This window comes from Streptomyces kaniharaensis (assembly GCF_009569385.1).
Taxonomy (GTDB): domain Bacteria; phylum Actinomycetota; class Actinomycetes; order Streptomycetales; family Streptomycetaceae; genus Kitasatospora; species Kitasatospora kaniharaensis.
Map to the genome: position 1 here is coordinate 2,419,705 of NZ_WBOF01000001.1, position 22,988 is coordinate 2,442,692.

A 22,988-nucleotide genomic window follows, 5' to 3' on the forward strand; every position below is an offset into this window, starting at 1 on the left:
CGTCAGCAGGCTGGGGCCAGAGCGGACTTGGTGGTCACACCGGTGCGCGGCACAAAGGCCACCACCCGGCCGCCGCGCCCCGGGTGCAGGTCGAACCGCACCCGCAGGTCCGCGCTGCGGGCCAGCACCAGGCCGACCGTGCCGGCCGCCAGCGCGGACACCAGCCCGCAGGCCAGCAGCCCGAGCCGGGGCCCGTACGAGGCCGTCACCCAGCCCACGATCGGCGCGCCGATCGGCGTGCCGCCGGTGAAGACCAGCACCAGCAGGCCCATCACCCGGCCCCGCATCTCGGGGTCGGTGGCCAGCTGCAGCGCGGAGTTGACCGAGGTGTTGAAGCTCAGCCCGAACACGCCGGTCAGCGTCAGCAGCACCGCGAAGGTCCAGTAGCCGGGCGCGAACGCGGCCACCACCTCCAGCACGCCGAAGCCGAGCGCCGCCCCCACCAGCCGGCGCAGCCGGGGCGCGCCCCGGCGGGCCGCGACCAGCGCGCCGGCCAGCGAACCGACCGCCATCGCGGTGTTCAGCAGGCCGTACTGCCCGGCGCCCACCCGGAACGTCTCATAGGCGAAACCGGAGAGCAGGGTCGGGAAGTTGAAGCCGAAGGTGCCGATGAACCCGGCCAGCACCATCGGCCAGAGCAGTTCGGGCCGCTCCTTCACGTACCGCAGGCCCTCGCGCAACTGGCCCTTCTCACGGGCGATCGGCTCGGTCGGGCGCAGTTCGGACTCGCGCATCGCGAGCAACCCGCCGATCACGGCGACGAAGGACAGCGCGTTGACGGCGAACGCCCAGCCGCTGCCGACCGCGGCGATCAGCAGGCCCGCGACGGCGGGGCCGACCAGGCGCGCGGTCTGGAAGTTGGCGGCGTTCAGGCTGACCGCGTTGGCGAGGTCCTTGGGCCCGACCATCTCGGACACGAAGGCCTGCCGGGTCGGGTTGTCCACCACGGTGACGAGACCGAGCAGCAGAGCGAACCCGTACACGTAGTACGGCGTCACCACGCCGCCGATGGTCAGCACGGCCAGGCCCGCGGCGAGCAGGCCCATGGCGCCCTGGGTGTGGATCAGCAGCCGGCGCTTGGGCATCCGGTCGGCGAGCACCCCGCCGAACAGGCCCAGCAGCAGCATCGGCAGGAACTGCATCGCGGTGGTGATGCCGACGGCGAGCGGGCTGCCGGTGAGGCTGAGGACCAGCCAGTCCTGGGCGATCCGCTGCATCCAGGTGCCCGTGTTGGACACCACCTGGCCGGCGAAGTAGTAGCGGTAGTTGCGAACGCGCAGGGAGGAGAACATCCCCCCGGGCCGCGTGAATCGGGCGCCGGTCGGGGAGGCGGCCATCAAGGGGGGCCGCGCGGAGCGCGCCGCCGAAAGGGTGGTGGCGGGCGACGGGTGGGCTCGGCCGGGAGCGGCGGGGTCGTCCGCCGCGGTGCGTTCGTCGGGGTCGTCGTCGCCGCTGCCGGGCAGCCCCGTCGGGGCGGGTGCCTGGGCGTCGGCGGTCGCGGCGCTCGCCGCGGCGGGGTCGGAAGTCGGTTCGTCGGTACGGATGGCGGCGGCGCTGGCTGCGGCCGGCGGTGTCACGGTGTTCTCCCCTCGCGGCGCGACGGCCCGTACGACGGCCGTCGCGCTTCTGGTGTCGGTGGTCGGTCCTGCGGTGATGCGGTACTCCTTCTTCTTCCGGCCGGTTCTTCATTCCGGTCTTATTCCGGCCGGCCGGACCGGGTGTGCCTAGAGGTGTGCGAGCTTGTAGAGCACGGGCGCGGCCTCCCGGAGGACGGCCCACTCCTCATCGTCGAGTCCCTGAGCGAGTTCGGCGAGCCAGGCGTTGCGACGCCGGCGGCTCTCCGCCAGGATCACCTCGGCCTGCTCGGTGCTGCTGACGACCACCTGCCGGCGGTCCTCGGGATGCGGCTCCCGCCGCACCAGCCCCTTCTCCTCCAGCATCGCGACGATCCTGGTCATCGAAGGCGGCTGCACGTGCTCCTTCCGGGCGAGCTCACCCGGCGTCGCCTTCCCGCACCGGGCGAGGGTGCCCAGCACCCCCATCTCGGTGGGACTCAGCGACTCCTCCACCCGTTGGTGCTTGAGCCGACGGGAGAGGCGCATCGTGGACGACCGCAGCTGACTGATCGCTGCGAGGTCCTGCTCGGACATCTCGGGCATGTCTTTAGCCTACGTCATTACTCTCGCTAACGAAAATTGGTTTCCGTCCGCCCCTCCCGCCACCGCCGCGCCAGAAGATCGCCCCGGTGCGATGCTGGTCGTAGAGAGCCGACCAGCTCCCAGAAGGGCCGACCAGACATGTCCGACCTCGCCGACGACCAGAACGGCACCGGCTTCGCCCGGCTGGCCATGGTCACCATCGACTGCGCCGACCCGGTCGCGCTGGCCGCGTTCTACGGCGAGCTGCTGGGGTGGGAGACGCGGCACGCTGACGATCACTTCGCGATCCTGGACAACCCGGAGGGTGGCAGCCCGCTGGGCTTCGGGCGGGTGTCGGGGTACAAGCCGGAGCCGTGGACGGAGCCGGACGGCAGCAAACACTTCCACCTGGACTTCTACGTGGACGACCTCGACGAGGCCACCGCGAAGGCGCTGGCGCTGGGGGCGACGGAGCCGACGTTCCAGCACGGGCGAACGCTCAAGGTGCTGATCGACCCGGCCGGCCACCCGTTCGGACTCGCTCCCCTGGACTGACTGGACCGACGGACGAACCGGCCTGACGGACGAACGGGCCCGGCGGCCGTGCGCAGGCGGTGTCAGGGGTTGGTGCCAACATCTTGCAGGCCGCGTAAAGGACCACGCTGACCTGGGACTTCACGGAAACGCCGAACATTGTGCGACCGCCGGGCAGTGGCTACTGTCCCCGTTGTCAGGGGCGCCGCACGCCAGGTCCCCCCTCGGCGGAGCCCCCTTTCCGGGTCCACCTGTGCGCGTTCCCCCGGCCGCCCCGTTCCGGCCACCCGCATCCGCCCGAGCCCTGGCGCCCTCATCCCCTCGTCCAGGGAGCTCAATTGGGTGAGATCCATCATGCCGACCACGGCTGGGTGACACCGGCGGTCTCGTACTTCGTCGCCTGCCTCGGCGCCTTCGTCGCCCTGCGCAGCGCCCGCTGGGCGCTCGTCTCACAGGGCCGGACCCGGTTCAACTGGCTGCTCTTCGCCGCGACTTCACTCGGCGCCGGAATCTGGTCGATGCACTTCATCGCGATGCTCGGGTTCTCCGTCAGCGGCGCCGACATCACCTACCGGCCGGGACTGACCGTGCTCAGCCTGGTCGTCGCGATCGTGGTGGTCGGCGTCGGGCTGTTCACCGTCGGGTACAGCCGCCGCCCGGTCCTGTCGCTGCTCGCCGGCGGGCTGACCACCGGCCTCGGAGTCGCGGCGATGCACTACCTCGGCATGGCCGCGATGGTCCTGCCCGGCCACGTCGGCTACGACCACACCACGGTGGCGCTGTCGGTCGGCATCGCGGTGTTCGCGGCGACGGCCGCGCTCTGGGCCGCGCTGAACATCCAGGGCACGCTAGCCGTCCTGGCGGCGGCGCCGGTGATGGGCGTGGCCGTCTGCGCGATGCACTACACGGGCATGGCGGCGATCTCCGTCCACCTCGACTTCTCGCACAGCACCGCGGGCGGCGTGATGGCGCTGGAGTTCATCTTCCCGCTCGGGGTCGGGCTCGGCTGCTACGTGTTCTTCGGCGCGCTCGCCTTCGCGGTGTCGCCGAGCCGGAGCGTCGCCCGGCCCGTCATGGTCGGTCCGGCGGCGCCGCTCGCTGCCCCGCGCGGGCCGATGGGCGCGCGGTCGCGCCGGCGCTGAACCCGGGAGCCGTACGGCCGGGCCCCGACCCGCGGGGCCCGGCCGGCACCGCTACTCGGGCCGGCCGAGCAGCCCGGTCAGGTGCTCCGGCGTGGCCACCGGGCAGACCTTGTGCACGAAGTCCCGCCGCAGCGCGTGGTACGGCTCGCCCGCCCGGTAGAAGTTGGCGTGCATCCGCCGCAGTTCCTCCGCCCGGTGGTCGGCCAGCGGCCGCTCCTCCTCGTCGGCGGCCCGGCGGCGCTTCTTCTCCACCAGCCGCGCGGTGAGCTCGGGCGAGCGGGCGCGCCGGGCCGCCTCCCGGGCCACCCAGCGGCGGAACTCGGCCGCGTTCCCGCTCGACGTGTGGTCCACCAGGCCGATCCGGCGCGCCTGTTCGGCCCCGAGCGGCAGGGCCTCGGCGGTGAGCCGCTCGGCCTGCCCGGCGCCGACCCGGCGCGGCAGGGTGTACGTCCAGTACTCGGAGCCGTACAGGCCCATCAGCCGGTAGTGCGGGTTGAGCACCGCCGACTCGCGACACCACACCTCGTCGGCGGCGAGCGCCAGCATCAGCCCGCCGGCGGCGGCGTTCCCGGCGAGGGCGGAGACGGTCAGCTTGTCGGTGGTGGTGAGGATCGCCTCCACCACGTCGTCCATCGCGTTGATGTTCTCCCAGGACTCCAGCGCCGGGAAGCCGGCGCCCTCGATGACGTTGAGGTGGATGCCGTTGGAGAAGAAGTCACGGGCGGCGCCGAGCACCAGCACCGAGGTCGGCCGGTCCGCGGCCTCGCGGTAGGCGGCGAGCAGACGGCGGCACTGCTCGGTGCTCATCGCCCCGCCGGCGTAGGCGAATTCGAGGAAGCCGACGTCGCCGTCCTCGTGGTAGCGCAGCTCCGACCAGGTGTCGCGGCGGGCGGCCTCGGACGGCGTCACCGGCACCTCGCGGACCCGGTACAGCTCGTCGACGAGGACCGTCGCGGCCGGCAGCTTGAAGGTGGCCGGCCCGCCGGGGGTGCGGCGCCGGCGCAGCTGCGGGATCCAGACCGCGCCGTCCACGGTGGCCCGGCAGATCGCGCCGTCGCGGGTGGCGATCACGGCGCCGGGGACGGGACCGCGCAGTTCGTCCTCGGGGTGGCCGCCGTGCAGGAAGTACTCGCGCCCGTACAGCTCGTCGAGGACGCCGGGCTGGGAGTCGGCGGCGCGAAGCTTGCGCAGCACGGTGGCGGTGTCGTCGGCGGCCCAGTCGATCCGGCGGGCGTCCTGCCCGAGGAACGTCCGCAGCCGGCCGCGGACGTCGGACCGGTCGTAGTCGAGCGGTTCGGGGGTGAACAGCCCGCCCTCGAAGCGCTGGACGGCCAGCAGGACGGCCTCGACGGCGGCGTCGGCGACCTCGTTGCGGTACAGCTCGCTCTTGCCGCAGCCGGTCAGCGGGAACTCGACGGACGCCCAGATGTCGCCGGCGTCCATCTCCGCGACGGCCTGGAGGACGGTGACGCCCCAGCGCTCGGCGCCCTCGGTGATCGCCCAGTCCAGCGAGGACGGGCCGCGGTCGCCCTTCGGGCCGGGGTGCACGATCAGGACGGTCCGGGTGGACCAGATGTCCTCCGGCACGGCCCTGGTGAGCATCGGGCAGACGATCAGCTCGGGATCGGTGCGGTCCACGGCGGCCCGCATCTGCTCGTCCCCGAGCGCGAGTTGGACGGCCACCTGGTGGCCGCGTCCGCGCAGCTCGGTGTGGACGCGCTGGGTCAGGCTGTTGAACGCACTGGCGATGAGGAGAATGCGCAAGGGGGCCTCCGGGCAGGGACGGGGAGTCGCGCGCGGAGGCGATGAAACCAGGACATGGACACGTAACGGTTACGGTCGGCGCGTCCCCGCTCCACTCTCACGCACCCCGCACACCTGTGCCCTCGGCATGGCACGCGCTTCGCCGGATCTCCCCAGGCCCTCCCCGTTCAGCCCTTTACCGCCTTGCCGCATTGCGGCTCTACCGATCTACCGCCGGGACTTTCACGGCATCACCGCGGGAACGCCCGCCGGGCCCGCCAGGTGGTGTGCTCGCGCGAGACCGCGTCCTCGGCCTCGGCGGCCAGCCGGGCCCAGCGGGCCTCCGCGTCCGGCGTCCGGAGGTCGAGGTCGGACAGCTGGTTGCCGACGTTCTCCAGCTCGCGCGCGGCCAGCTGGTAGGCGGCCGCCAGCGGGCGGAGCTGCTTGAGCTGGGTCCAGGCGATGATGGCGGCGGCCGCGGCGGAGCTGGCGCCGAAGACGTGCACCTGGAGTGCGCCGGTGGCCTGCGCGATGGCGGCCGCCGCACCGATGATGATCAGCGCCGCGATGCCGAGCCCCCAGGACACCGCCTGCGACTCGCAGGCGTCGGCCCGGGAGCGGTACCAGGTGCGCTGGCCCTCGACCCGGGTGCGGAGGTAGAGCGTCCGGCGGGCGGTGATCGTGTCGGCCCGGACCCGCCGCATCTCCGGGGTGATCTCGGGGACGGTGCCGGGCGGCACGATCTCCGGGTCCTCGAAGGCCCGCAGCACGTCCTCGACCTGGAGCAGGTAGCCGCGGTCCACGTCTGCCGACTCCGCCTCGCCGTCGAAGGGCCGGGCGCGAACGGAGTACTTCCAGGCGAGCGTCTTCACCGACTCGGCCGCGGCCCGGGCCTCGTACCAGCGGCCCTGCGGGTTGCCGCGGCGCAGCCGCGACCAGAAGTAGCCGGCGATCAGGAACGCCACCACCGAGAAGAGTGGCGTGATGTCGCTGTCGCCGCGGTGGTCCGGGCCGGGGAACGAGCCGACCACGGCGGCGAGCACCAGCATCGCGATCAGTCCGCGGTACCAGCGCAGCGTCTCGCGCTGCCCGTCCAGCGAGGCCTTGTCCGCCGTCCAGAACAGATCCGGCAGCAGCTTCGCCTCGTCTCCCCCGGGCGGATCCTGTTGCACCATCGGTCGAGTCCCCTCCCCGTCTCCCGTCCAGGCAGTATGCCCACCGTCAACTGCCCTACACCGTCGCCTTTTTGACATCCTCCACAGGCCCGCTGCCTCACCCCTTGCGTAACGGAGCCCGACGCCGACCACATCATGGCCGACCCGAGGGCACGAGTTCTGCGTCCAGTGACACCCCCGGAATGCGCCACGGCCCCGCCCTTCACGGCGTGAAGGGCGGGGCCGCGGGGCAGCCGGGCGGGCGTCAGAGCAGGCCGAGGGGCGGCATCAGGTAGTAGAAGGCGAACACCGCCGCCACCGCGTACAGCGGGACCGGGACGGTGCGGCCGCGGCCGGCGGCCAGGCGCAGGACGCAGAAGGTGATGAAGCCGAAGCCGATGCCGTTGGTGATCGAGTAGGTGAACGGCATCATCACGATGGTCAGGAAGGCCGGGATCGCGATGGTGTGGTCGGCCCAGTCGATCTCCTTGATCGAGTTGGCCAGGATCAGGAAGCCGACGGTGACCAGCGCCGGGGTGGCGGCCTGGGCGGGGACCATGGTGGCGAGCGGGGTGAGGAAGAGCGCCACCACGAAGAGCAGGCCGGTGACGATCGAGGCGAAGCCGGTGCGGGCGCCCTCGCCGACGCCGGCGGTGGACTCGACGAAGCAGGTGTTGGCGGACGAGGAGGTGGCGCCGCCGGCCGCGGTGGCGATGCCGTCGACCATCAGGATCCGGTTGATGCCCGGCAGGTCGCCCTTCGCGTCGAGCAGGTGGGCCTCGTCCGCGACGCCGAGAATGGTGCCCATCGCGTCGAAGAAGCACGACATCAGCACGGTGAAGACGAACAGCGCACCGGTCAGCAGGCCGACCTTCTCGAAGCCGCCGAACAGGCTGACCTTGCCGACCAGGCCGAAGTCCGGGGCGGCGACCGGGTTGCCGGGCCACGTGGGGACGGTGAGGCCCCACTTGAGGGCCGGGACGTCGGCCACCTTGTCGATCACCACGGCGACAGCGGTGCTGACCGCGATGCCGATCAGGATCGCGCCGGGCACCTTGCGGATGACCAGGACCAGGGTGAGCAGCAGGCCGATCACGAAGACCAGCACCGGCCAGCCGAGCAGGTGGCCGCTGCCGCCGAGTTGCACCGGGACGGTGGTGTGGGCGGCGTCCGGGATGCGGCTGACGAAACCGGAGTCGACCAGGCCGACCAGGCTGATGAACAGGCCGATGCCGATCGCGATGGCCTTGCGCAGGCCCAGCGGGACGGCGTTCATGACCCGCTCGCGCAGACCGGTGGCGACCAGCAGCATGATCGCGAAGCCGGCCAGCACGACCATGCCCATGGCGTCCGGCCAGGTCATCCTCGGCGCGAGCTGGAGCGCCACGATGGTGTTGACGCCGAGACCGGCGGCCAGGCCGATCGGGACGTTGCCGATGACGCCCATCAGCAGAGTGGTCAGGCCCGCGGTGAGGGCGGTGGCGGTGACCAGCTGGGCGCTGTCCAGGTGGGTGCCGCTCACGTCCGTGGCGCTGGCCAGGATGATCGGGTTGAGCACCAGGATGTAGGCCATGGTGAAGAAGGTGGCCACACCGCCGCGGATCTCGCGCGGCAGGGTGGAGCCGCGCTCGCTGATCCGGAAGTAGCGGTCCAGGGCGCCGGACGGGGGCTTGGGCGCGGTGACGACGGGCTCGGGCGACTCGGTGGTCGACTGGACCACAGGCATGCGTGTGTCCTCTGTGGGGGGCGGAGGAGGGGGAGCACCCAGGGCGACGGCGGCCGGGCACGGATCCTTAAGTATGGTTTCCCGATCGCACACACGCACTCTTCGCGCGTAGAGCCCCGTAGGGCCCCATAGAGTCGCTGAGGCCCAGGGCGCCCGGCCGCACCTGCGGAACGCCCGCCGCACCGTACGCTAGGCCCCATGCCCAAGACCCCGCTGCACCCCTCGCCCCCTCCGCTGGAGGCCAACGACGTCGCGATCGTCGGGGGCGGCACGGTGCTGTGGTTCGTCGCCTTCCTGGTCCTGCTCCCCTTCCAGGGCACCCTGTCCGACCACGGCCACGGCACCTGGCCGTGGATCTGCCTGGCCGGCGGCCTGCTCGGCCTGATCGGCCTCTGGTACTGCCGCGCGCGCCGGGACGCGATCGCCCGCGGCCGCGCCGCCGAGGCGGCGGACAGGGTTACGGACGGCAACGGCCAGGACCCGGCCACCCGGTCGGACTGAATATCGGACTAAATAGTCCTTTTGTAGCAAGCATCGGACATATGGCACCCGTAGAGTCGGTGCCATGACGCAGCCTGCCCACCCCTCGGAAGAGCAGCCCGGTGACGGCGACCTGCCCGACGGTGCGCACCCCCTCGGGCTGCTGCCCGGCCGGCGCGGCGGGCTGACCGGCGCCGAAGTGGCCGAGCGGGTCTCCCGCGGTGAGGTCAACGACGTCCCGGTGCGGTCCAGCCGATCCGCCAAGGAGATCGTCCGGGCCAACGTCTTCACCCGGTTCAACGCGATCATCGGCGTGATGTTCGGAATCATCCTGATCGTCGGCCCGATCCAGGACGGCCTGTTCGGCCTGGTCATCGTCGCCAACACGGCGATCGGCATCGTCCAGGAGCTGCGCGCCAAGAAGACCCTGGACAGCCTCGCCCTGATCGGCGAGGCCCGCCCGCAGGTCCGCCGGGACGGCACCGTCCAGCAGATCGCCGTCGCCGAGATCGTGCTCGACGACACCGTGCTGCTCGGCATCGGCGACAAGGTGATCGTCGACGGCGAGGTCACCGAGGCGGACGGCCTGGAGATCGACGAGTCGCTGCTCACCGGTGAGCCCGACTCCGTCCTCAAGCAGCCCGGCGACCAGGTGATGTCCGGCAGCTTCGTGGTGGCCGGCGTCGGCGCGTTCACCGCCACCAGGGTCGGCCGCGAGGCGTACGCGGCGCAGCTGGCCGAGGAGGCCAGCCGGTTCACCCTGGTGAGGTCCGAGCTGCGCAGCGGCATCAACAGCATCCTGAGGTTCATCACCTACCTGCTGATCCCCACCGCCATCGGCCTGATCATCAGCCAGCTGGCGGTCGAGGGCCGGGACTGGCGCGAGGCCGTGCGCCGCATGGTGGCCGGCATCGTGCCGATGGTCCCGGAGGGGCTGGTCCTGCTCACCTCGGTGGCCTTCGCGATCGGCGTGATCCGGCTCGGCCGCAGGCAGTGCCTGGTGCAGGAGCTCCCGGCGATCGAGGGGCTGGCCCGCGTCGACACCGTCTGCCTGGACAAGACCGGCACCCTCACCGAGGGCGGCATGGACGTCGTCGACCTGCGCGTCCTCTCCGACGGCGAGCCCGGCGCGATCGGCCCGGACACGATCGAGCACGCGCTCGGCGTGATGGCCGGCGCCGACGCCCGGCCCAACCCGTCCATGCGGGCCGTCATCGCCGCGTACGGGGACGGCCGTACGGACGGCGGCAACGGCTGGCGGGTGATCGAGGCGATGCCGTTCTCGTCGGCCCGCAAGTGGAGCGGCGTGCAGTTGCTGGAGCCGCAGGGCGGCGAGGCCAGCTGGCTGCTCGGCGCGCCCGATGTCCTGCTGCCTTCCGGGCACCCGGCGCTCGCCGAGGTGGACGAGCTGGGCGCCAAGGGCCTGCGGGTGCTGCTGCTCGGCCGCACCCCCGACCCGCTGGACTCCCCCGACCCGGCCGCCGGGCTCACCCCACTCGCCCTCGTGGTGCTCCGGCAGCGGCTGCGCGGGGACGCCGCGGCCACCCTGCGGTACTTCGAGGGGCAGCAGGTCCGGGCCAAGGTCATCTCGGGCGACGCCGCGGTCGCGGTCGGAGCGGTCGCCGGCCACCTCGGCCTGCCCGGCGCCGACCACCCGATGGACGCCCGCACGCTGCCCGCCGAGCCGGACGCGTTCGCCGAGGCCGCGGAGCGGACCAGCGTGTTCGGCCGGGTCACCCCGCAGCAGAAGCGCGAGCTGGTCGGCGCCCTGCAGTCCCGCGGCCACACCGTGGCGATGACCGGCGACGGCGTCAACGACGTGCTCGCGCTCAAGGACGCGGACATCGGCGTGGCGATGGGCACCGGCAGCGACGCGACCAAGGCGGTCGCCCAGATCGTGCTGCTGAACGACTCGTTCGCGACCCTGCCCTCGGTGGTCGCCGAGGGCCGCCGGGTGATCGGCAACATCGAGCGCGTCGCGGGGTTGTTCCTGGTCAAGACGGTCTACTCGGTCCTCCTGGCGCTGCTGGTGATCTTCACGCACTCGCCGTACCCGTTCCTGCCCCGGCACTCCACCGTGCTGTCCACGCTCACCATCGGCGTGCCGGCCTTCTTCCTCGCCCTCGCCCCCAACAACGAGCGGGCCCGCCCCGGCTTCGTGAAGCGCGTGCTGCGGCTCGCCATTCCGGGCGGCATCATCGCGGGCGCCGGCACGTTCACCGCCTACGCGCTGGCCCGGGCGAACCACGCCACCGACCTCGAGGCCGACACCAGCGTGGCCACCCTGACGCTGTTCCTGATCGCCCTCTGGGTGCTCGCGATCGTCGCCCGCCCGTACAACTGGTGGCGCCTGCTGCTGATCGGCACCATGGGCGGCGCCTTCGCGCTGGTCCTGCTGATCCCCCCGGTGTCCGACTTCTTCCAGCTCCGTCTGGTCGGCACGCGCGACCCCTGGCTGGGCGTCGCCATCGCGCTGATCTGCGGTGCGCTCCTGGAGATCGCGTGGCGTTTCATGAAGCGCCGCGGGTACGAGTAACGCCCCCCTCAGGGGCCCGCTCCGGGAACGGGCCCCGTTCCGCTCAGCCCTCGAAGTCCCGGGCGGCGGAGAGTTCGTAGGCGCGGTCCGGTTCGCTGAGGGCGGCCAGGACCTCGAAGCGGCGGTGCCACTGGCCGACCGACCAGGCCAGCCCGGCCGCCAGCCCTTCCGGGGTGGCGGCGTGCAGCAGCCCGGGCACCGGGGGCACCTCGAACTCGTCGTCCTCGTCGGCGGCTTCGGCCGTGTCCGGGTCGTACGGCGCCTCCGGCGTGTCCGCCGCGGTGTCCCAACGCCAGTCCACGGCGGCCTCGTTGCCGTCCGGGCCGACCACCAGCAGCTCCTCGTGCTCCTCGTAGGCCACCGGGCAGCCGGGCAGCAACTCCCGCACCACGGCCGGGACCCGGTGCAGCACGCCCTCGGACAGCACCCGGCCGCCGGCCACCTCGCTGGCCAGCGAGACGTGCAGCCGCTCCGCGAGGTCCGCGGCGAGCGCCGGGGCGACCGGCAGCAGCGGGTACGGGTGCAGCAGCTGGACCAGGTCGGGGGCGTCGGCGACGACCGCCTCGGTGGCGTCGACGATCACCGTGTGCGCCGGGCGGCGCCCGGTGGCCGGGTCCAGCGGCGGCAGCGCCCGTACCACGTCGAGCGGTTCGATCCGCTCGGCGTCGATCCGGGCCAGCGCGCTGTGGATGCCGTGCAGCTGCCGGTGGCCGATCTCCGACTCCGGGTCGGCGAGCCGGTCCAGCAGCTCGTCGGGGCCGTGCGGCTCGGCGAGCAGGGCGGCCAGCGTCGTCCGGACCCCGAGGGCGTGCAGGAACTGCTCGTCCAGCGTGGTGCGGGCCTCGTCGTAGAGGCCGCGCAGCAGCGGGTCGGCCCCGGCGGCGCGCAGGCCGGCGGGCTCGCGGCCGTCCAGCACCGGGTGGTCGCGCAGCCACCACGCGGTGTACGGCGGCAGGTCGGCGTAGGAGCCGTCCGGCAGCAGGGTGCGGACGGGGTTGACCACGGCGTCCCGGTACGGCGGGCGGGCGAGCGCGGCGAGCGCCTCGGGCCAGGCGTCGTCGTCGACGAGGTCGAGGTCGCGGACGGCGAGCAGCTCGGCGGCCACCGGCGGGACACCGGCGACGTCGTCGGCGTGCAGGGCTTCGAGCGCGTCCTCGGCCCAGTCGGCGAGGCCGTCGGGCGCCTCGTCGAGCAGCCCGGTGGGGTGGCCGCCGGCCGCGCGGTCGGCGGGCGCGGTGGGGTCGAGCCGCTCCAGGTCGTCCGGGTCGAGCACCACGTCCTCGGCCCGGACGAGCACGAAGTCGGCCAGCACGCCGACCGCGGTGAGCACCTCGGGGCCCCAGCGCTCCAGCAGCTCGTCGTCGACCCAGCCGGCGTCCTCCTCGCGGGCGATCGCCGCGAACGGGCTGCCGGGGAGCACGAGTTCACCGGCGCGGGCGGGCTCGCCCTCGTCGTCGGCGAGCGCCAGCCGGGCCAGCCAGGGGTGCTCGCCGGCGGCCGGGGCGGCGGCCCTGACCAACGCCAGGACGGAGTCGGACAGTTCGAGCGCGGCGTCCAGGTCGTCCTCGGCCAGCTCGAAGGAGCGGGCGACGGCGGCCCGCACCTCCGGGGTGTCCAGCACACCGGCCGGCGTGGCGGTGCCGGCGCCGAGCTTGGCCAGCAGAGGGTGCGCCGCCTCGGGGTGGGCGAGCCGCAGGTCGAGCGCGGCGAGCGCGCCCGCCAGCGACTCGGGGTAGCCGGGGAAGGCCGCCCAGTCGGCGTCGTCGGAGGGCAGCAGGACGCGCCGCGGCCCGGTGACGGTCCGGCCGTCGGCGAGCGGGACGGGCAGCGCGCCGAGCGCCTCCGGGTCGGCGGCGCCGAGCGCCGCGTAGAGGTTGCGCCACCAGGCGGGCTCGCGGTCGAGGCCGCCGAGCTGGTCGACCACCTCGGCGAGCGGCACCCGGCGCACGTTCAGCACCCGCAGTTCGGTGCGGCGCTCCAGCCCGGCCGGCAGCAGCCCGGGGAAGATCGGCGCGAGCGCCTCGACGACCGAGCCGTCCGCGCCTTCCAGCAGGGTCGCGTCGCGGGGCCGCAGCGCGGGCGTGCCCTCCTCGACCGACACCGGGTGCGGCAGGAACGGCGTGCCGGGCAGCCGGCCGAGGATCGCCGCCCGCAGCGCGTTGTCGAGCGCGCCCTGGCCGAGCGGCCCGGGGACGAGCCCGAGCGAGCCGAGGTCGGCCCCGCGGGCGCGCAGCAGGTCGGTGTAGCTGTCGGCGGCGCGCTCGGTGAGGAAGTCGGCGAGCGGGCCGGGGGCGACGTGCCGGCGCGTGGAGTCGAGCGGGTAGGAGGCGATGAGCAGCGCGGGCAGGCCGAGCGGCTCGTCGCTGGGGGTGGGCGCGTGCAGGACGGGGTCGATGCCGGGCGCCTGCGGGGTGCCGTCGGCGGCGACGGGCACGGCCCAGGTCACCGTCCAGTACGGGCGGACGCGCTCCTCGGTGGGCCGGTCGGCGAGCAGCTGGGCGTCGAGGGTGCCGGAGGTGCCGGCGGTCTGCCAGACAGTCTGCCGCAGCCGGCCGCGGGCGTCGTCGGTGACGGTCACCTCGGTGACACCGTCGGGGCGCGGCTCGGCGGCGCTGCGGGTGAGCGTCCGGGTGCCCTCCGGGGTCTCCACGACGACCTCGGCGAGGCCGGGGAGGGTGAGCAGCAGTGCGTCGTCGATGCCGGCCAGCAGGCGGCGGGTCAGGTCCTCGGCGGCGGCGTCCCGCAGCGGCAGCACGACCACCGTGTCGTAGCCCTCGGGGGCCGGGCCCTCGGCCGCGAACGGCAGCCGCAGCAGCGGCACATGGCCGTCCCGGCGGCGCAGCTCGTCGGCCAGCGCGGGCTGCGCCTCGGCGAGCGAGCGGGCCTCGCCGAGCGACCAGCGCACCCCGCCGGCCGCGCCGAGCACGGCGGGTTCGTCGGTGACGGCGAGAACGGCGGCGAAGCCGACCCCGAACCGGCCGACGGTCGGCGCCTCGCCGCGCTTGGAGGAGGCGCGCAGGGTGGACAGCGACTCGACGGCGGCGGCGTCGAGCGGGGCGCCGGTGTTGGCGGCGGCGAGCACGCCGTCGGCGAGGGTCAGCCGCAGCCGGCCCGGTCCGTGGCCGGCGCGGACGGCGGCGTCGGCGGCGTTCTGCGCCAACTCGACCACGAGCCGGTCGCGGTAGCCGCCGAGCGCCAGCTCCTCCTCGGCGTTGGCGTCCTCCCGGAACCGGGCCGGGGAGGCGGCCCAGGCGTCCAGCACCCGCCGGCGCAGAGCGGCGCTCCCGAAGGGGTCCGTGAGGTGCTCGTCCGTGCCGCTGCCGATGATCCGAGGTTCCACTGGACCTGCCGCCTTCCGCCGCCCTGTTCTTCTACGGGGCATTCTTCCTTGCCCCACCGACTGCTCCCGACCACGACCCCGGCCCCCGGCCCCGAACCCATCGCAGCCCGGCCCCACCGCGGCCCGGCCCATCCCGGCCCCACCGCGGCCCGGCCCCGGAAACGCCGCGGCCCGCCCCACCGGTTCGGCGGGACGGGCCGTGCGCAGGGCGCAACGGGCGCATCAGGAGTGGCCGAGCTCCTCGGCCGGGGCGTCCGGCTCGACCGAGCCGGAGGCGCGGTCCGGATGCAGCTGCAGCGGCTCGACGACCAGCTCGTCCAGGATCAGCTCGGACGGCGCCGGCGGCGCCGGGATCACGGCCGCCTCGGAGTGCCCGCCGCAGCCGTACGCGAAGGAGACGATCTGCCCGTCGGCCGGGCCGAACTCGTTGCCGCACACGCCGAAGGCCTGCCCGAGCGAGCCGCCGATCGGGATCAGGAAGCCGCAGGTGAGGCACGAGGCGGGCGCGGACTGCGCCATCGGGGTCTGCGGGCCGCGTGCCTTCTCCCAGCGCTCGGCGGCGGCGTGCAGGCCGAGCCGGGAGAGGACCCGGCTGCGGCCCATGCCCAGCTCCTCGGCGACGGCGTTGATCTGCGCGCGGGCCGGGGCGGGCTGGATGTGCGGGTCGCTGACGACCACGTCCTCCTCGGCGGCCAGCGCCACCGCGGAGTTCGGCGCGGGCTCGTCCTCGCCGCTCCAGCCGGGCTCCAGGCGCAGGTCGTCGGCGTCGGTGGGCAGCAGGTCGCCGGGGCCCATGTCGCCGGGGCGCAGCCGCTCGCTCCACGGCACCCACTGCGGGGCGAGGACGGCGTCCGGGCCGGGCAGCAGGACGATCTCGTCGAGCGTGACGTTCTTGGCCCGCGGGGCGCGCGCGACGGTGACCGCCCAGCGCCAGCCGCGGTAGGCCGCGTCCAGGCACTCGAACCTGTGGGTGACGACGCGGTCGGCGTCCGCCTGGACGCCCAGGTGTGTCCCGACGGCCGGTGCTCCGACCGCCTCCTCGACTGCCTGGCGGGCGAGTTCGACGGCCTCGGCACAGAGCCGGTCGGGGGTACGGCTTCGCATCGCAGCACTCACGGCGTCGATTCTCTCCCAGTTCTTCTGTCGCCCACGGCGTGTTGCCTGTTCCGTCGCGGCTCGGTGTCCCTCGTCCATTCTGCGCGACCGGAGGCCGCCGCGGGTACCGACCGCGCCGCTCGTCCGGGCCTGCCGGCGCCCGGGGGCCCGGCGGGCGGACCCTGCGCAGGCTACCCGCCGGTCGGCGCCCCGGCACAGTCCGGGGCTTCGGCGGACCTGCCACGGCCGCGCCGAGCGGAGGTGAATCCCGCGTCGTGGAAGCGAATCTGGGGCAGGATGGGCTTGTGGCGGACAAGAACCCGTCGCAGCACGCACTGCGCGCCTCGCAGGCCGGCAGCCCCGACGAGGCGGACGCCGTGCCGCGGCAGCAGCCTCCGGTCCCCCCTGCGGGCGAACCGCAGCCGGCGGACGGTTCCGAAGCGCACGCCGCCTTCGATCCGACCACGACGGACCCGGAGGACGTCCACACCCGCCACCTCGTCGCCCTCGACGAGGACCTGGAGGAGGAGTTCCCGGAGACCCGCCGTCACCTCCTGGTCCGCACCGCCTCCCGCGCCGGTGCCCGCACCGGCCGGATGGTGCACGGCACCGGCCGCCGGATCCGCAAGGCCACCTCCGCCGAGGGCGCGGGCGAGTCCGGTCTGGCCAAGCTGATCGAGCTGCACGCGCTGAACTCCTTCGGCGACATGCTGATCACCATCGCGCTGGCCTCCACCATCTTCTTCTCCGTCCCCACCGGCGAGGCCCGCGGCCGGGTGGCGCTCTACCTGCTGATCACGATGGCCCCGTTCGCCGTCCTGGCGCCCGTGATCGGCCCGCTGCTGGACCGCCTGCCACACGGCCGCCGGGCCGCCATGGCGATGTCGATGCTGGCCCGCGCGGTGCTGGCCTGGACGATGGCCGGGGTGATCTCGGGCGGCGGCCTCGCGCTCTACCCGGAGGCGCTGGGCGTGCTGGTGGCGTCCAAGGCGTACGGCGTGGTGCGCAGCGTGGTGGTGCCGCGGCTGCTGCCGAGCCGTCTGTCGCTGGTGAAGGCGAACTCCCGGGTCACCCTGGCCGGCCTGCTGGCCACCGGTGTGGCGGCCGCGGTGGGCGGGCTGCTGCACCTGATCGGGCCGGGCTGGCCGCTGCGCGGAGCGTTCCTGGTCTTCGTGATCGGCACCCTGATGGCCTTCCACCTGCCGCACGCGGTGGACTCGGCGAAGGGCGAGCAGCGGGCCGTCCTGCACGCCGAGGTGCACGGCGAGGGCTCCCACCTGATCCACCACAGGCCGCCGCCCGTCAAGGCCTCGCTGCGCACCGTCGGCCCGTCGGTGATCCTCGCGCTGCGGGCGATGTCGGCGATGAAGTGGCTGGTCGGCTTCCTGGTGATGTTCCTGGCCTTCCTGCTGCGCAGCGAGCCGATCGGCGGGCTGCGGCCGACCCTGGCACTGGGTCTGGTGGCGCTGGCGGCGGGGACGGGCAACGCGCTGGGGTCGGTTCTCGGCTCCTGGCTGCGCACCCGCGGCCCGGAGGCGACGGTCACGGCGATGCTCCTGCTGGCGACCTGCGCGACGGCGGCGGCGGCGCTCTGGTACGGCGTGGTGACGGTCGTCGTGGTCGCCGGGGTGTCCGGGCTGGCCGCCTCGCTGGGCAAGCTGGCGCTGGACGCGCTGATCCAGCGGGACGTGCCGGAGGCCGTGAGGACCTCGGCGTTCGCCCGTTCGGAGACGCTGATGCAGCTGTCCTGGGTGGCCGGCGGCGCGGTCGGCATCCTGCTGCCGCTGAACGGCGTGCTGGGGCTGTCGGTGGCCGCCGCGGTGGTGGGCCTCGCGCTGCTGTGGACGATCCGCTCGCTGTTCCGGGTGGGCCTGCGCCGTCACCCGACGGCACCCCGCGTCGCGTGAGTCGCCGTGCGGCAACACGCGGTGGCCGACCCCCGCGTAGCGTGATCGGCGAAGCCCGGTAGATTCTGACGCATGAGCCTCGATACCCGTGTCATCGCCGCCCTCGGCGCCGTGGTCGTGGTCGGCGCCGCCACGGTCGGCGGGTCCGTCGCCTTCGCGTCGGGCCAGACCCAGCACAACACCCACCGCGCCACCCTCACGGTGGGCAACTCCTCGATCGTGGCGGACCCGTTCTGCTTCAACGACGGCAACCCGCTGTCCGAGGAGGACCAGCAGAAGTGCCAGGACTCGGCCGCCCAGGCCCTCAAGGACGGCACGCTGCCGAGCTCCGACGTCGTGGTGAGCGACCGCGTCGGCGTCGGCGTCACCCCGGGCGTGGGCGACACGGGCTGGCTGGCCTTCACCAACGGCGGTCCGCAGGCTCAGGGCGGGCGCTACAGCCTGTCCGCCTACGCCAAGGGCGCGACCTACTCTGGCTCCCAGGCGGCCGCCAAGCTGCTGAACGCCTCCGGCAAGACGCTGGTCACCGTCGTCGAGGGCGACAAGAACCTGGAGAACCCGGTCGCCGTCTGGTACTTCCAGCTGAACACCCAGGACAGCTGACGGTCCTGCGATGACCGCGCGCGCCGTCGCCGACGAGCGGAACGAGCAGTCGGGCCCCGAGCGGGCCCGACTGCTCGTCGTCGTCGCGGTGCCCGTCGAGGCCGAGGCGGTCCTGCGCGGCCTGCCCGGCGGGGCGCGGGTGCTCCCGCTGCCCGGCGGCGAGCTGCACCGCGTGGAAGGCTCACCCGTGGACGTCCTGGCGGGCGGGGTCGGCCCGGCCGCCGCCGCGGCCGCCGCCTCCGCCGCGCTGGCCGCGCACCGCTACGGCCTGGTCGTCTCGGCGGGCATCGGCGGCGGCTTCGCCCCCGGCGCCCCGGTCGGCGCCACCGTGGTGGCGGACGCGATCGTGGCCGCCGACCTCGGCGCCGAGACCCCCGAGGGCTTCGCCGACGTCACCGAGCTGGGCTTCGGCACCGTCCGGCACACCCCTCCCCCGGCCGCCGTCGCGCTCGCCGCGCGGGCACTGGCCGGCCTGGGCGCCGTCACCGGCCCCGTCCTGACCGTCTCCACCGTCACCGGCAGCGCCGAGCGGGCCGCCGCCCTCGCCACCCGCCACCCCGGCGCCGCTGCGGAGGCGATGGAGGGCTTCGGCGTGGCCGAGGCCGCCGCCCGGCACGGCGTGCCGGTGTTCGAACTGCGGACGGTCTCCAACCCCGTGGGCCCCCGCGACCGGGCCGCCTGGCGGATCGGCGAGGCCCTGGCGGCCCTGGAGCGGGCCTTCGCCGCCCTGCCCGTCCCCGCACTCATCGAGGAGGCCGGCCGTGGCTGAACGGCTGAGCATCGCGTACTCGCCCTGCCCGAACGACACCTTCGTCTTCCACGCCTGGGCGCACGGTCTGGTGCCCGGCGCGGACGCCCCCGAGGTGACCTTCGCCGACATCGACGTCACCAACGGGCTGGCCGAGCGCGGCGAACTCGACGTCCTGAAGATCAGCTACGGCGCGCTCCCCTGGGTCCTGGACGAGTACACCCTGCTGCCCTGCGGCGGCGCGCTCGGCCGTGGCTGCGGCCCGCTGGTGCTGACCCGCCCGGGCACCGGCACCCCGGAGGACCTCACCGGCAGGACCGTCGCGGTGCCCTCCGAGCGGTCCACCGCCTACCTGCTGTTCCGGCTCTGGGCGGCGAAGGCCGTGCCCGGCGGCTTCGGCGAGATCGTCGTCCTGCCGTTCCACGAGATCATGCCCGCCGTCCGGGACGGCCGGGTGGACGCCGGTCTGGTGATCCACGAGGCCCGCTTCACCTACCGGCAGTACGGGCTGCACAGCCTCGCCGACATGGGCGAGGCCTGGGAGCGGGAGACCGGCCTGCCGATCCCGCTCGGCGCGATCGTCGCCCGGCGCTCGCTCGGCGCCGAGCGCCTGCGCGCCCTCACCGAGACGATCCGCGCCTCCGTCCGGCAGGCCTGGGCCGACCCTTCGGCCAGCCGGGAGTACGTGCTCGCGCACGCCCAGGAGATGGACCTGGACGTCGCGAAGCAGCACATCGGCCTGTACGTGACCGAGTTCACCGAGGACCTCGGCGAGGAGGGCTACGCGGCCGTGCGCGCGCTGCTCACCCGGGCCGCCGCGGAGGGGCTGGTGCCCCCGCTCGACCCGGGTGCGCTCGCGTTCTGACGCTGGTCAGACGTCCCCGGTCAGGCGTCCTGGCCCCGGTCAGATGTCGAACTGGTCGGCCACCGCGCGCAGCAGGCCGGCCAGCTTCTGACCGGTCGGCTTCGCCGGGTAGCGGCCGTGCTGGAGGCCCGGCAGCACCGCGTCCAGCGTGGTGATCAGGTCCTGGACGATCGGCGCCATGTCGTCGGCGCTCCGGCGCTGCGCGGCGGCCACCGACGGCAGCGCGTCCAGCAGCTGCACCGCCATCGCCTGGTCGCCGCGGTGGCCCGCCACCACGCCGAACTCGACCCGCTGCCCCGGCTTCAGCGCGGTGACACCGGCGGGCAGCGCCTTGGTGTGGACGAAGACGTCGCCGCCGTCGTCGCGCGACAGGAAGCCGAAGCCCTTCGTCTCGTTGAACCACTTGACCTGGCCGGTGGGCATCTCGAACAGTCCTCGAATGGGTGTGTGGGATCCCGGGCCTGGCCGGGGATCACTGGGTGATGGAAGGGCGGGCCGACCTGGGCTCGGCGCCCGCGGGCGCTCGTGGTCAGCACACTGTCAGGAGCAGACTAACGGTCCGTCACTGCCTCATCCGCGTTCCGCGACGGTGCCACGGTCCGGCGGTTCCGACACGGACTCCTGCGGAGTTCTCGCGGTCGCGGGCGACCCGGTACTGATGCGGCCGCGACGCGGCTCGGCGCTGTCCACTGGCTCACACCCCCGGGTCTGAGGAGTCGGGGCGCGCCTGTCGCGCCCCTCGGCACCACCTGCATACCCCCGCCCAACAGGGATCAAAACTCCCAGCTTCCGGGAAACTGCGCAACGTGACCGAACCGCTCGTCTGCGAAACGGCCGCGGCGGTCGCCGCGCGGCGGCCTCTGCCAGACTGGAGGCCCCCGACCCCCACCGAGGAGCGAGCAGAAGTGAGCAGCCAGAGCGCCGACCGCGGCGACGCCTACGTCCGGGCCGGAGCCATCGTCTTCGGTGTGGGCGCGCTCGCCACCCTGGTCACCTTCGTCCCGCTGTTCCTGCACCTCACGCCGCTGCCGACGGCCGCGTACTGGCTGAGCATGCTGATGCCGGCGGGCTTCCTGTCCGCGCTGACCGGGCTGTTCCTGAACGCGCGCGACCAGCGCCGCCGGGTGGAGTCCGCGGGATCCTAGTCCGTGGAGTCCGTGAAGTTCTAGACGCCGGCCAGGTGCCCGGCGAGCCAGGCCGGGAACCCGGTGAGGTCCGCCAGCACCACGTCCGCGCCCGCCGCCCGCAGTTCGTCCGCGCTGTACGGGCCGGTGGCCACGCCCACGGCGACGGCGTCCGCGTGCCTGGCGCCCACGATGTCGCCGAGGTGGTCGCCGACGTACACCGTCGCGCCGTGCTCGCGCAGCGCCTCGCCCTTGGTCTCCGCCCACAGGTCGCCGACCAGCGTGTCCGCGTGCAGTCCGGCGTGCTCCAGGTGGAGCCGGGCGTTCGGCTCGTACTTGCCGGTGATCACCGCGACCCGGCCGCCGTGCGCGCGGACCGCCTCCACCGCGGCGTGCGCGCCGGGCAGCGCGACGGTCGGGGCGAAGGCGTGCTCCCGGTACAGCTCGCGGTAGCGGGCGGCGGCGTGCTCGACCTCGTCGGCCGGGAACCAGTTGCGGATCTCGTTCAGCAGCGGCGGGCCCAGCCGGGTGACCACCAGATCGGCGTCGATGTAGGTGCCGGTCTCGGCCGAGAGCGCGGCGTACGTGGCGCGGATACCCGGCCGGGTGTCCAGCAGCGTCATGTCGAGGTCGAAGCCGACGGTGAGGGGGATGGCGGGAGTCGCGGGCATGCCAGCAGGCTATCCAACGCCCGGTACGGCGGACGAGGCGATTTGCCGCGACCCTCGGTGGCTGCGGCGGCGACTGTGGAACCGACCGTTGGTCAGCGCGGCTTCCTTGACCGGAGGCATAGGGCCAGGGAACCGAACCTGACTGCTGGACATACTTACTGTTAGTTGAGTAGGCGGGGAACAGTGTGAAGGTCGACATGGGGGGCGCAGGTGCTGACGCAGAACGACGGCTCCGCGCCGCAACAGACGTCGGCGAGTTCCCCACGTAGGCCTTCGGGCAGCACCGCGCCGCACACCCCCTCAGGAGAACCGCCTTGGCCACGACCGTCTCCCGTCATCCCTTCCTCACGGGGAAGGCGGAAGAGGGCCTCGCCGCACTCCAGAAGAATGCGCTCCGGCTGATCGACGGGCTGGAGGACGGCTCCACCGATCTGGGTGATGCGCTGCGCCTGACCGTCACCCTGGCCACGACGCACTGCCTGCTGGATCCGGAAGGGTCGCGTCTGCCCACGTGGGAGTCCTGGGTGAACGCGATGCAGGTCGGCTCGGCCGTGTTCGCCGCCGCGACCACGGCCGACGAGCACGTGCAGTGCCGCATCGCGGACCAGGACCGCACCCTCCGAGCCACCGGAATGCGCCCCTACGTGAACCCGGAGTCCTGGCTCACCGCCCTCTACCTGGCAGTGGTGTGCCGGGAGAAGAAGAGGATCGCGGCGCTGTGCCAGGTGCCGATCTCCCTGCTGCGGGAGTCCGGTTCGCGCTTCGCCGAGTACGACTACGCCTGGATCGATGCGCTCCAGACCTACTGGCTCCAGGGCTCCGACCTCGGCTCCAAGCTGAGGGTCGCCATCGACGCCACCGAGCCGGAGACCGTCGCCGATCCCGAGACGGTGGGTCACCTGGTCTACCCGCAGATGGAACTGTTCCACCGTTTCATCCGGAGGGACCACACCGGCTTCAACCGGGCCCTCATCGACGCCCTCGAATGGCACAAGCGGTACTGGAGCCAGGAGGGCCGGGACGTCCGGGCCTCTGGCCTCGTCGCTCTCGCTCCGCTCGCCATGGCCTGTCTCGCCCATGACACCGGCACCCCCATCGAGGTCCAGTCCGAGTACCTGCCCATCGCCCTCCTCGAGCGCGACTGGTGCGGCGAGTTCCCCACGTAGGCCTCGGCGGAAGCCC

The 22,988-nt window shown here is 73.7% G+C and carries 19 protein-coding genes; 10 read left to right on the forward strand and 9 right to left on the reverse strand.

The window, feature by feature from the left end:
• Positions 1-2: 2 nt before the first annotated feature.
• Positions 3-1,337 carry an MFS transporter gene (locus F7Q99_RS10965; RefSeq protein ID WP_153466052.1) on the reverse strand — a complete coding sequence of 445 codons (1,335 nt, stop codon included), beginning with the start codon at positions 1,335-1,337 and terminating at the stop codon, positions 3-5.
• A 387-nt stretch (positions 1,338-1,724) separates the two neighbouring features.
• Positions 1,725-2,159 carry a MarR family winged helix-turn-helix transcriptional regulator gene (locus tag F7Q99_RS10970; RefSeq protein WP_153461068.1) on the reverse strand — a complete coding sequence of 145 codons (435 nt, stop codon included), beginning with the start codon at positions 2,157-2,159 and terminating at the stop codon, positions 1,725-1,727.
• A 138-nt stretch (positions 2,160-2,297) separates the two neighbouring features.
• Here F7Q99_RS10970 and F7Q99_RS10975 point away from each other — a divergent pair, with 138 nt between their 5' ends.
• On the forward strand, positions 2,298-2,693 hold the full coding sequence (locus F7Q99_RS10975) for a VOC family protein (protein WP_153461069.1): 396 nt from the start codon (positions 2,298-2,300) through the stop codon (positions 2,691-2,693).
• Between the two features lie 317 nt (positions 2,694-3,010).
• Positions 3,011-3,814: an MHYT domain-containing protein gene (locus F7Q99_RS10980; RefSeq protein ID WP_153461070.1), complete on the forward strand. Its 804-nt coding sequence runs from the start codon at positions 3,011-3,013 to the stop codon at positions 3,812-3,814.
• A gap of 51 nt (positions 3,815-3,865) precedes the next feature.
• Here the strand turns inward: F7Q99_RS10980 and F7Q99_RS10985 are convergent, their stop codons facing one another.
• From F7Q99_RS10985 to F7Q99_RS10995, 3 genes are all read right to left on the reverse strand, one after another.
• Entirely contained in the window at positions 3,866-5,578 is a 1,713-nt protein-coding gene (locus tag F7Q99_RS10985; RefSeq protein ID WP_153461071.1) for a hydrogenase maturation protein, read from the reverse strand.
• A gap of 230 nt (positions 5,579-5,808) precedes the next feature.
• A complete protein-coding gene (locus F7Q99_RS10990; protein WP_195911034.1) occupies positions 5,809-6,732 on the reverse strand; it encodes a DUF4231 domain-containing protein in 924 nt (307 codons plus the stop codon).
• Between the two features lie 244 nt (positions 6,733-6,976).
• Positions 6,977-8,437 (reverse strand): NCS2 family permease, encoded by a 1,461-nt coding sequence (locus F7Q99_RS10995; protein ID WP_153461073.1) that lies wholly within the window; start codon positions 8,435-8,437, stop codon positions 6,977-6,979.
• Between the two features lie 198 nt (positions 8,438-8,635).
• Here F7Q99_RS10995 and F7Q99_RS11000 point away from each other — a divergent pair, with 198 nt between their 5' ends.
• Together F7Q99_RS11000 and F7Q99_RS11005 are read left to right on the forward strand one after the other, a co-directional pair.
• The gene (locus F7Q99_RS11000; RefSeq protein WP_153461074.1) at positions 8,636-8,938 is read left to right on the forward strand and encodes a DUF2530 domain-containing protein; all 303 of its coding nucleotides are present in this window, start codon (positions 8,636-8,638) and stop codon (positions 8,936-8,938) included.
• A gap of 64 nt (positions 8,939-9,002) precedes the next feature.
• Positions 9,003-11,453 (forward strand): HAD-IC family P-type ATPase, encoded by a 2,451-nt coding sequence (locus tag F7Q99_RS11005; RefSeq protein ID WP_153461075.1) that lies wholly within the window; start codon positions 9,003-9,005, stop codon positions 11,451-11,453.
• A 43-nt stretch (positions 11,454-11,496) separates the two neighbouring features.
• On the opposite strand, the gene F7Q99_RS11010 is transcribed toward F7Q99_RS11005, so the two are convergent.
• Together F7Q99_RS11010 and F7Q99_RS11015 are read right to left on the reverse strand one after the other, a co-directional pair.
• The gene (locus F7Q99_RS11010) at positions 11,497-14,793 is read right to left on the reverse strand and encodes a sacsin N-terminal ATP-binding-like domain-containing protein (protein WP_326846526.1); all 3,297 of its coding nucleotides are present in this window, start codon (positions 14,791-14,793) and stop codon (positions 11,497-11,499) included.
• Positions 14,794-15,015: 222 nt separating this feature from the next.
• Complete coding sequence (locus F7Q99_RS11015) at positions 15,016-15,897, reverse strand: DUF3027 domain-containing protein (protein WP_153466054.1); 882 nt, start codon at positions 15,895-15,897, stop codon at positions 15,016-15,018.
• Positions 15,898-16,484: 587 nt separating this feature from the next.
• Here F7Q99_RS11015 and F7Q99_RS11020 point away from each other — a divergent pair.
• The 4 genes from F7Q99_RS11020 (at position 16,485) to F7Q99_RS11035 (ending at position 20,011) form a co-directional block, all read left to right on the forward strand.
• Complete coding sequence (locus F7Q99_RS11020; protein ID WP_153466055.1) at positions 16,485-17,795, forward strand: MFS transporter; 1,311 nt, start codon at positions 16,485-16,487, stop codon at positions 17,793-17,795.
• A 72-nt stretch (positions 17,796-17,867) separates the two neighbouring features.
• Positions 17,868-18,398 (forward strand): hypothetical protein, encoded by a 531-nt coding sequence (locus F7Q99_RS11025; protein ID WP_153461076.1) that lies wholly within the window; start codon positions 17,868-17,870, stop codon positions 18,396-18,398.
• Between the two features lie 10 nt (positions 18,399-18,408).
• Positions 18,409-19,167, forward strand: coding sequence for a futalosine hydrolase (locus F7Q99_RS11030; protein WP_153461077.1), 759 nt, complete (start codon positions 18,409-18,411; stop codon positions 19,165-19,167).
• Positions 19,160-20,011, forward strand: a complete 852-nt coding sequence (locus tag F7Q99_RS11035) for a 1,4-dihydroxy-6-naphthoate synthase (protein WP_326846527.1) — start codon at positions 19,160-19,162, stop codon at positions 20,009-20,011. The genes F7Q99_RS11030 and F7Q99_RS11035 overlap by 8 nt, the downstream gene beginning before the upstream one ends.
• Positions 20,012-20,050: 39 nt before the next feature.
• On the opposite strand, the gene F7Q99_RS43115 is transcribed toward F7Q99_RS11035, so the two are convergent.
• Entirely contained in the window at positions 20,051-20,434 is a 384-nt protein-coding gene (locus F7Q99_RS43115; protein WP_153461078.1) for a cold-shock protein, read from the reverse strand.
• 482 nt (positions 20,435-20,916) lie between these two features.
• Here F7Q99_RS43115 and F7Q99_RS11045 point away from each other — a divergent pair, with 482 nt between their 5' ends.
• Positions 20,917-21,156 carry a hypothetical protein gene (locus F7Q99_RS11045; protein ID WP_326846528.1) on the forward strand — a complete coding sequence of 80 codons (240 nt, stop codon included), beginning with the start codon at positions 20,917-20,919 and terminating at the stop codon, positions 21,154-21,156.
• Positions 21,157-21,176: 20 nt separating this feature from the next.
• On the opposite strand, the gene F7Q99_RS11050 is transcribed toward F7Q99_RS11045, so the two are convergent.
• On the reverse strand, positions 21,177-21,806 hold the full coding sequence (locus F7Q99_RS11050; RefSeq protein WP_153461079.1) for an HAD family hydrolase: 630 nt from the start codon (positions 21,804-21,806) through the stop codon (positions 21,177-21,179).
• 314 nt (positions 21,807-22,120) lie between these two features.
• On the opposite strand from F7Q99_RS11050, the gene F7Q99_RS11055 reads away from it, so the two are divergent.
• Positions 22,121-22,972, forward strand: coding sequence for an immunity 49 family protein (locus F7Q99_RS11055; protein ID WP_153461080.1), 852 nt, complete (start codon positions 22,121-22,123; stop codon positions 22,970-22,972).
• Positions 22,973-22,988 lie beyond the last annotated feature (16 nt).

What these genes read in the sequence shown, in the direction of transcription:
- F7Q99_RS10965 (WP_153466052.1), bottom strand. Translation starts at nt 1,337, where the DNA reads ATGGCCGCCTCCCCGACCGGCGCCCGATTCACGCGGCCCGGGGGGATG.
- F7Q99_RS10970 (WP_153461068.1), bottom strand. Translation starts at nt 2,159, where the DNA reads ATGCCCGAGATGTCCGAGCAGGACCTCGCAGCGATCAGTCAGCTGCGG.
- F7Q99_RS10975 (WP_153461069.1), top strand. Translation starts at nt 2,298, where the DNA reads ATGTCCGACCTCGCCGACGACCAGAACGGCACCGGCTTCGCCCGGCTG.
- F7Q99_RS10990 (WP_195911034.1), bottom strand. Translation starts at nt 6,732, where the DNA reads ATGGTGCAACAGGATCCGCCCGGGGGAGACGAGGCGAAGCTGCTGCCG.
- F7Q99_RS10995 (WP_153461073.1), bottom strand. Translation starts at nt 8,437, where the DNA reads ATGCCTGTGGTCCAGTCGACCACCGAGTCGCCCGAGCCCGTCGTCACC.
- F7Q99_RS11000 (WP_153461074.1), top strand. Translation starts at nt 8,636, where the DNA reads ATGCCCAAGACCCCGCTGCACCCCTCGCCCCCTCCGCTGGAGGCCAAC.
- F7Q99_RS11005 (WP_153461075.1), top strand. Translation starts at nt 9,003, where the DNA reads ATGACGCAGCCTGCCCACCCCTCGGAAGAGCAGCCCGGTGACGGCGAC.
- F7Q99_RS11015 (WP_153466054.1), bottom strand. Translation starts at nt 15,897, where the DNA reads ATGCGAAGCCGTACCCCCGACCGGCTCTGTGCCGAGGCCGTCGAACTC.
- F7Q99_RS11020 (WP_153466055.1), top strand. Translation starts at nt 16,485, where the DNA reads ATGGTGCACGGCACCGGCCGCCGGATCCGCAAGGCCACCTCCGCCGAG.
- F7Q99_RS11025 (WP_153461076.1), top strand. Translation starts at nt 17,868, where the DNA reads ATGAGCCTCGATACCCGTGTCATCGCCGCCCTCGGCGCCGTGGTCGTG.
- F7Q99_RS11030 (WP_153461077.1), top strand. Translation starts at nt 18,409, where the DNA reads ATGACCGCGCGCGCCGTCGCCGACGAGCGGAACGAGCAGTCGGGCCCC.
- F7Q99_RS43115 (WP_153461078.1), bottom strand. Translation starts at nt 20,434, where the DNA reads ATGCCCACCGGCCAGGTCAAGTGGTTCAACGAGACGAAGGGCTTCGGC.
- F7Q99_RS11050 (WP_153461079.1), bottom strand. Translation starts at nt 21,806, where the DNA reads ATGCCCGCGACTCCCGCCATCCCCCTCACCGTCGGCTTCGACCTCGAC.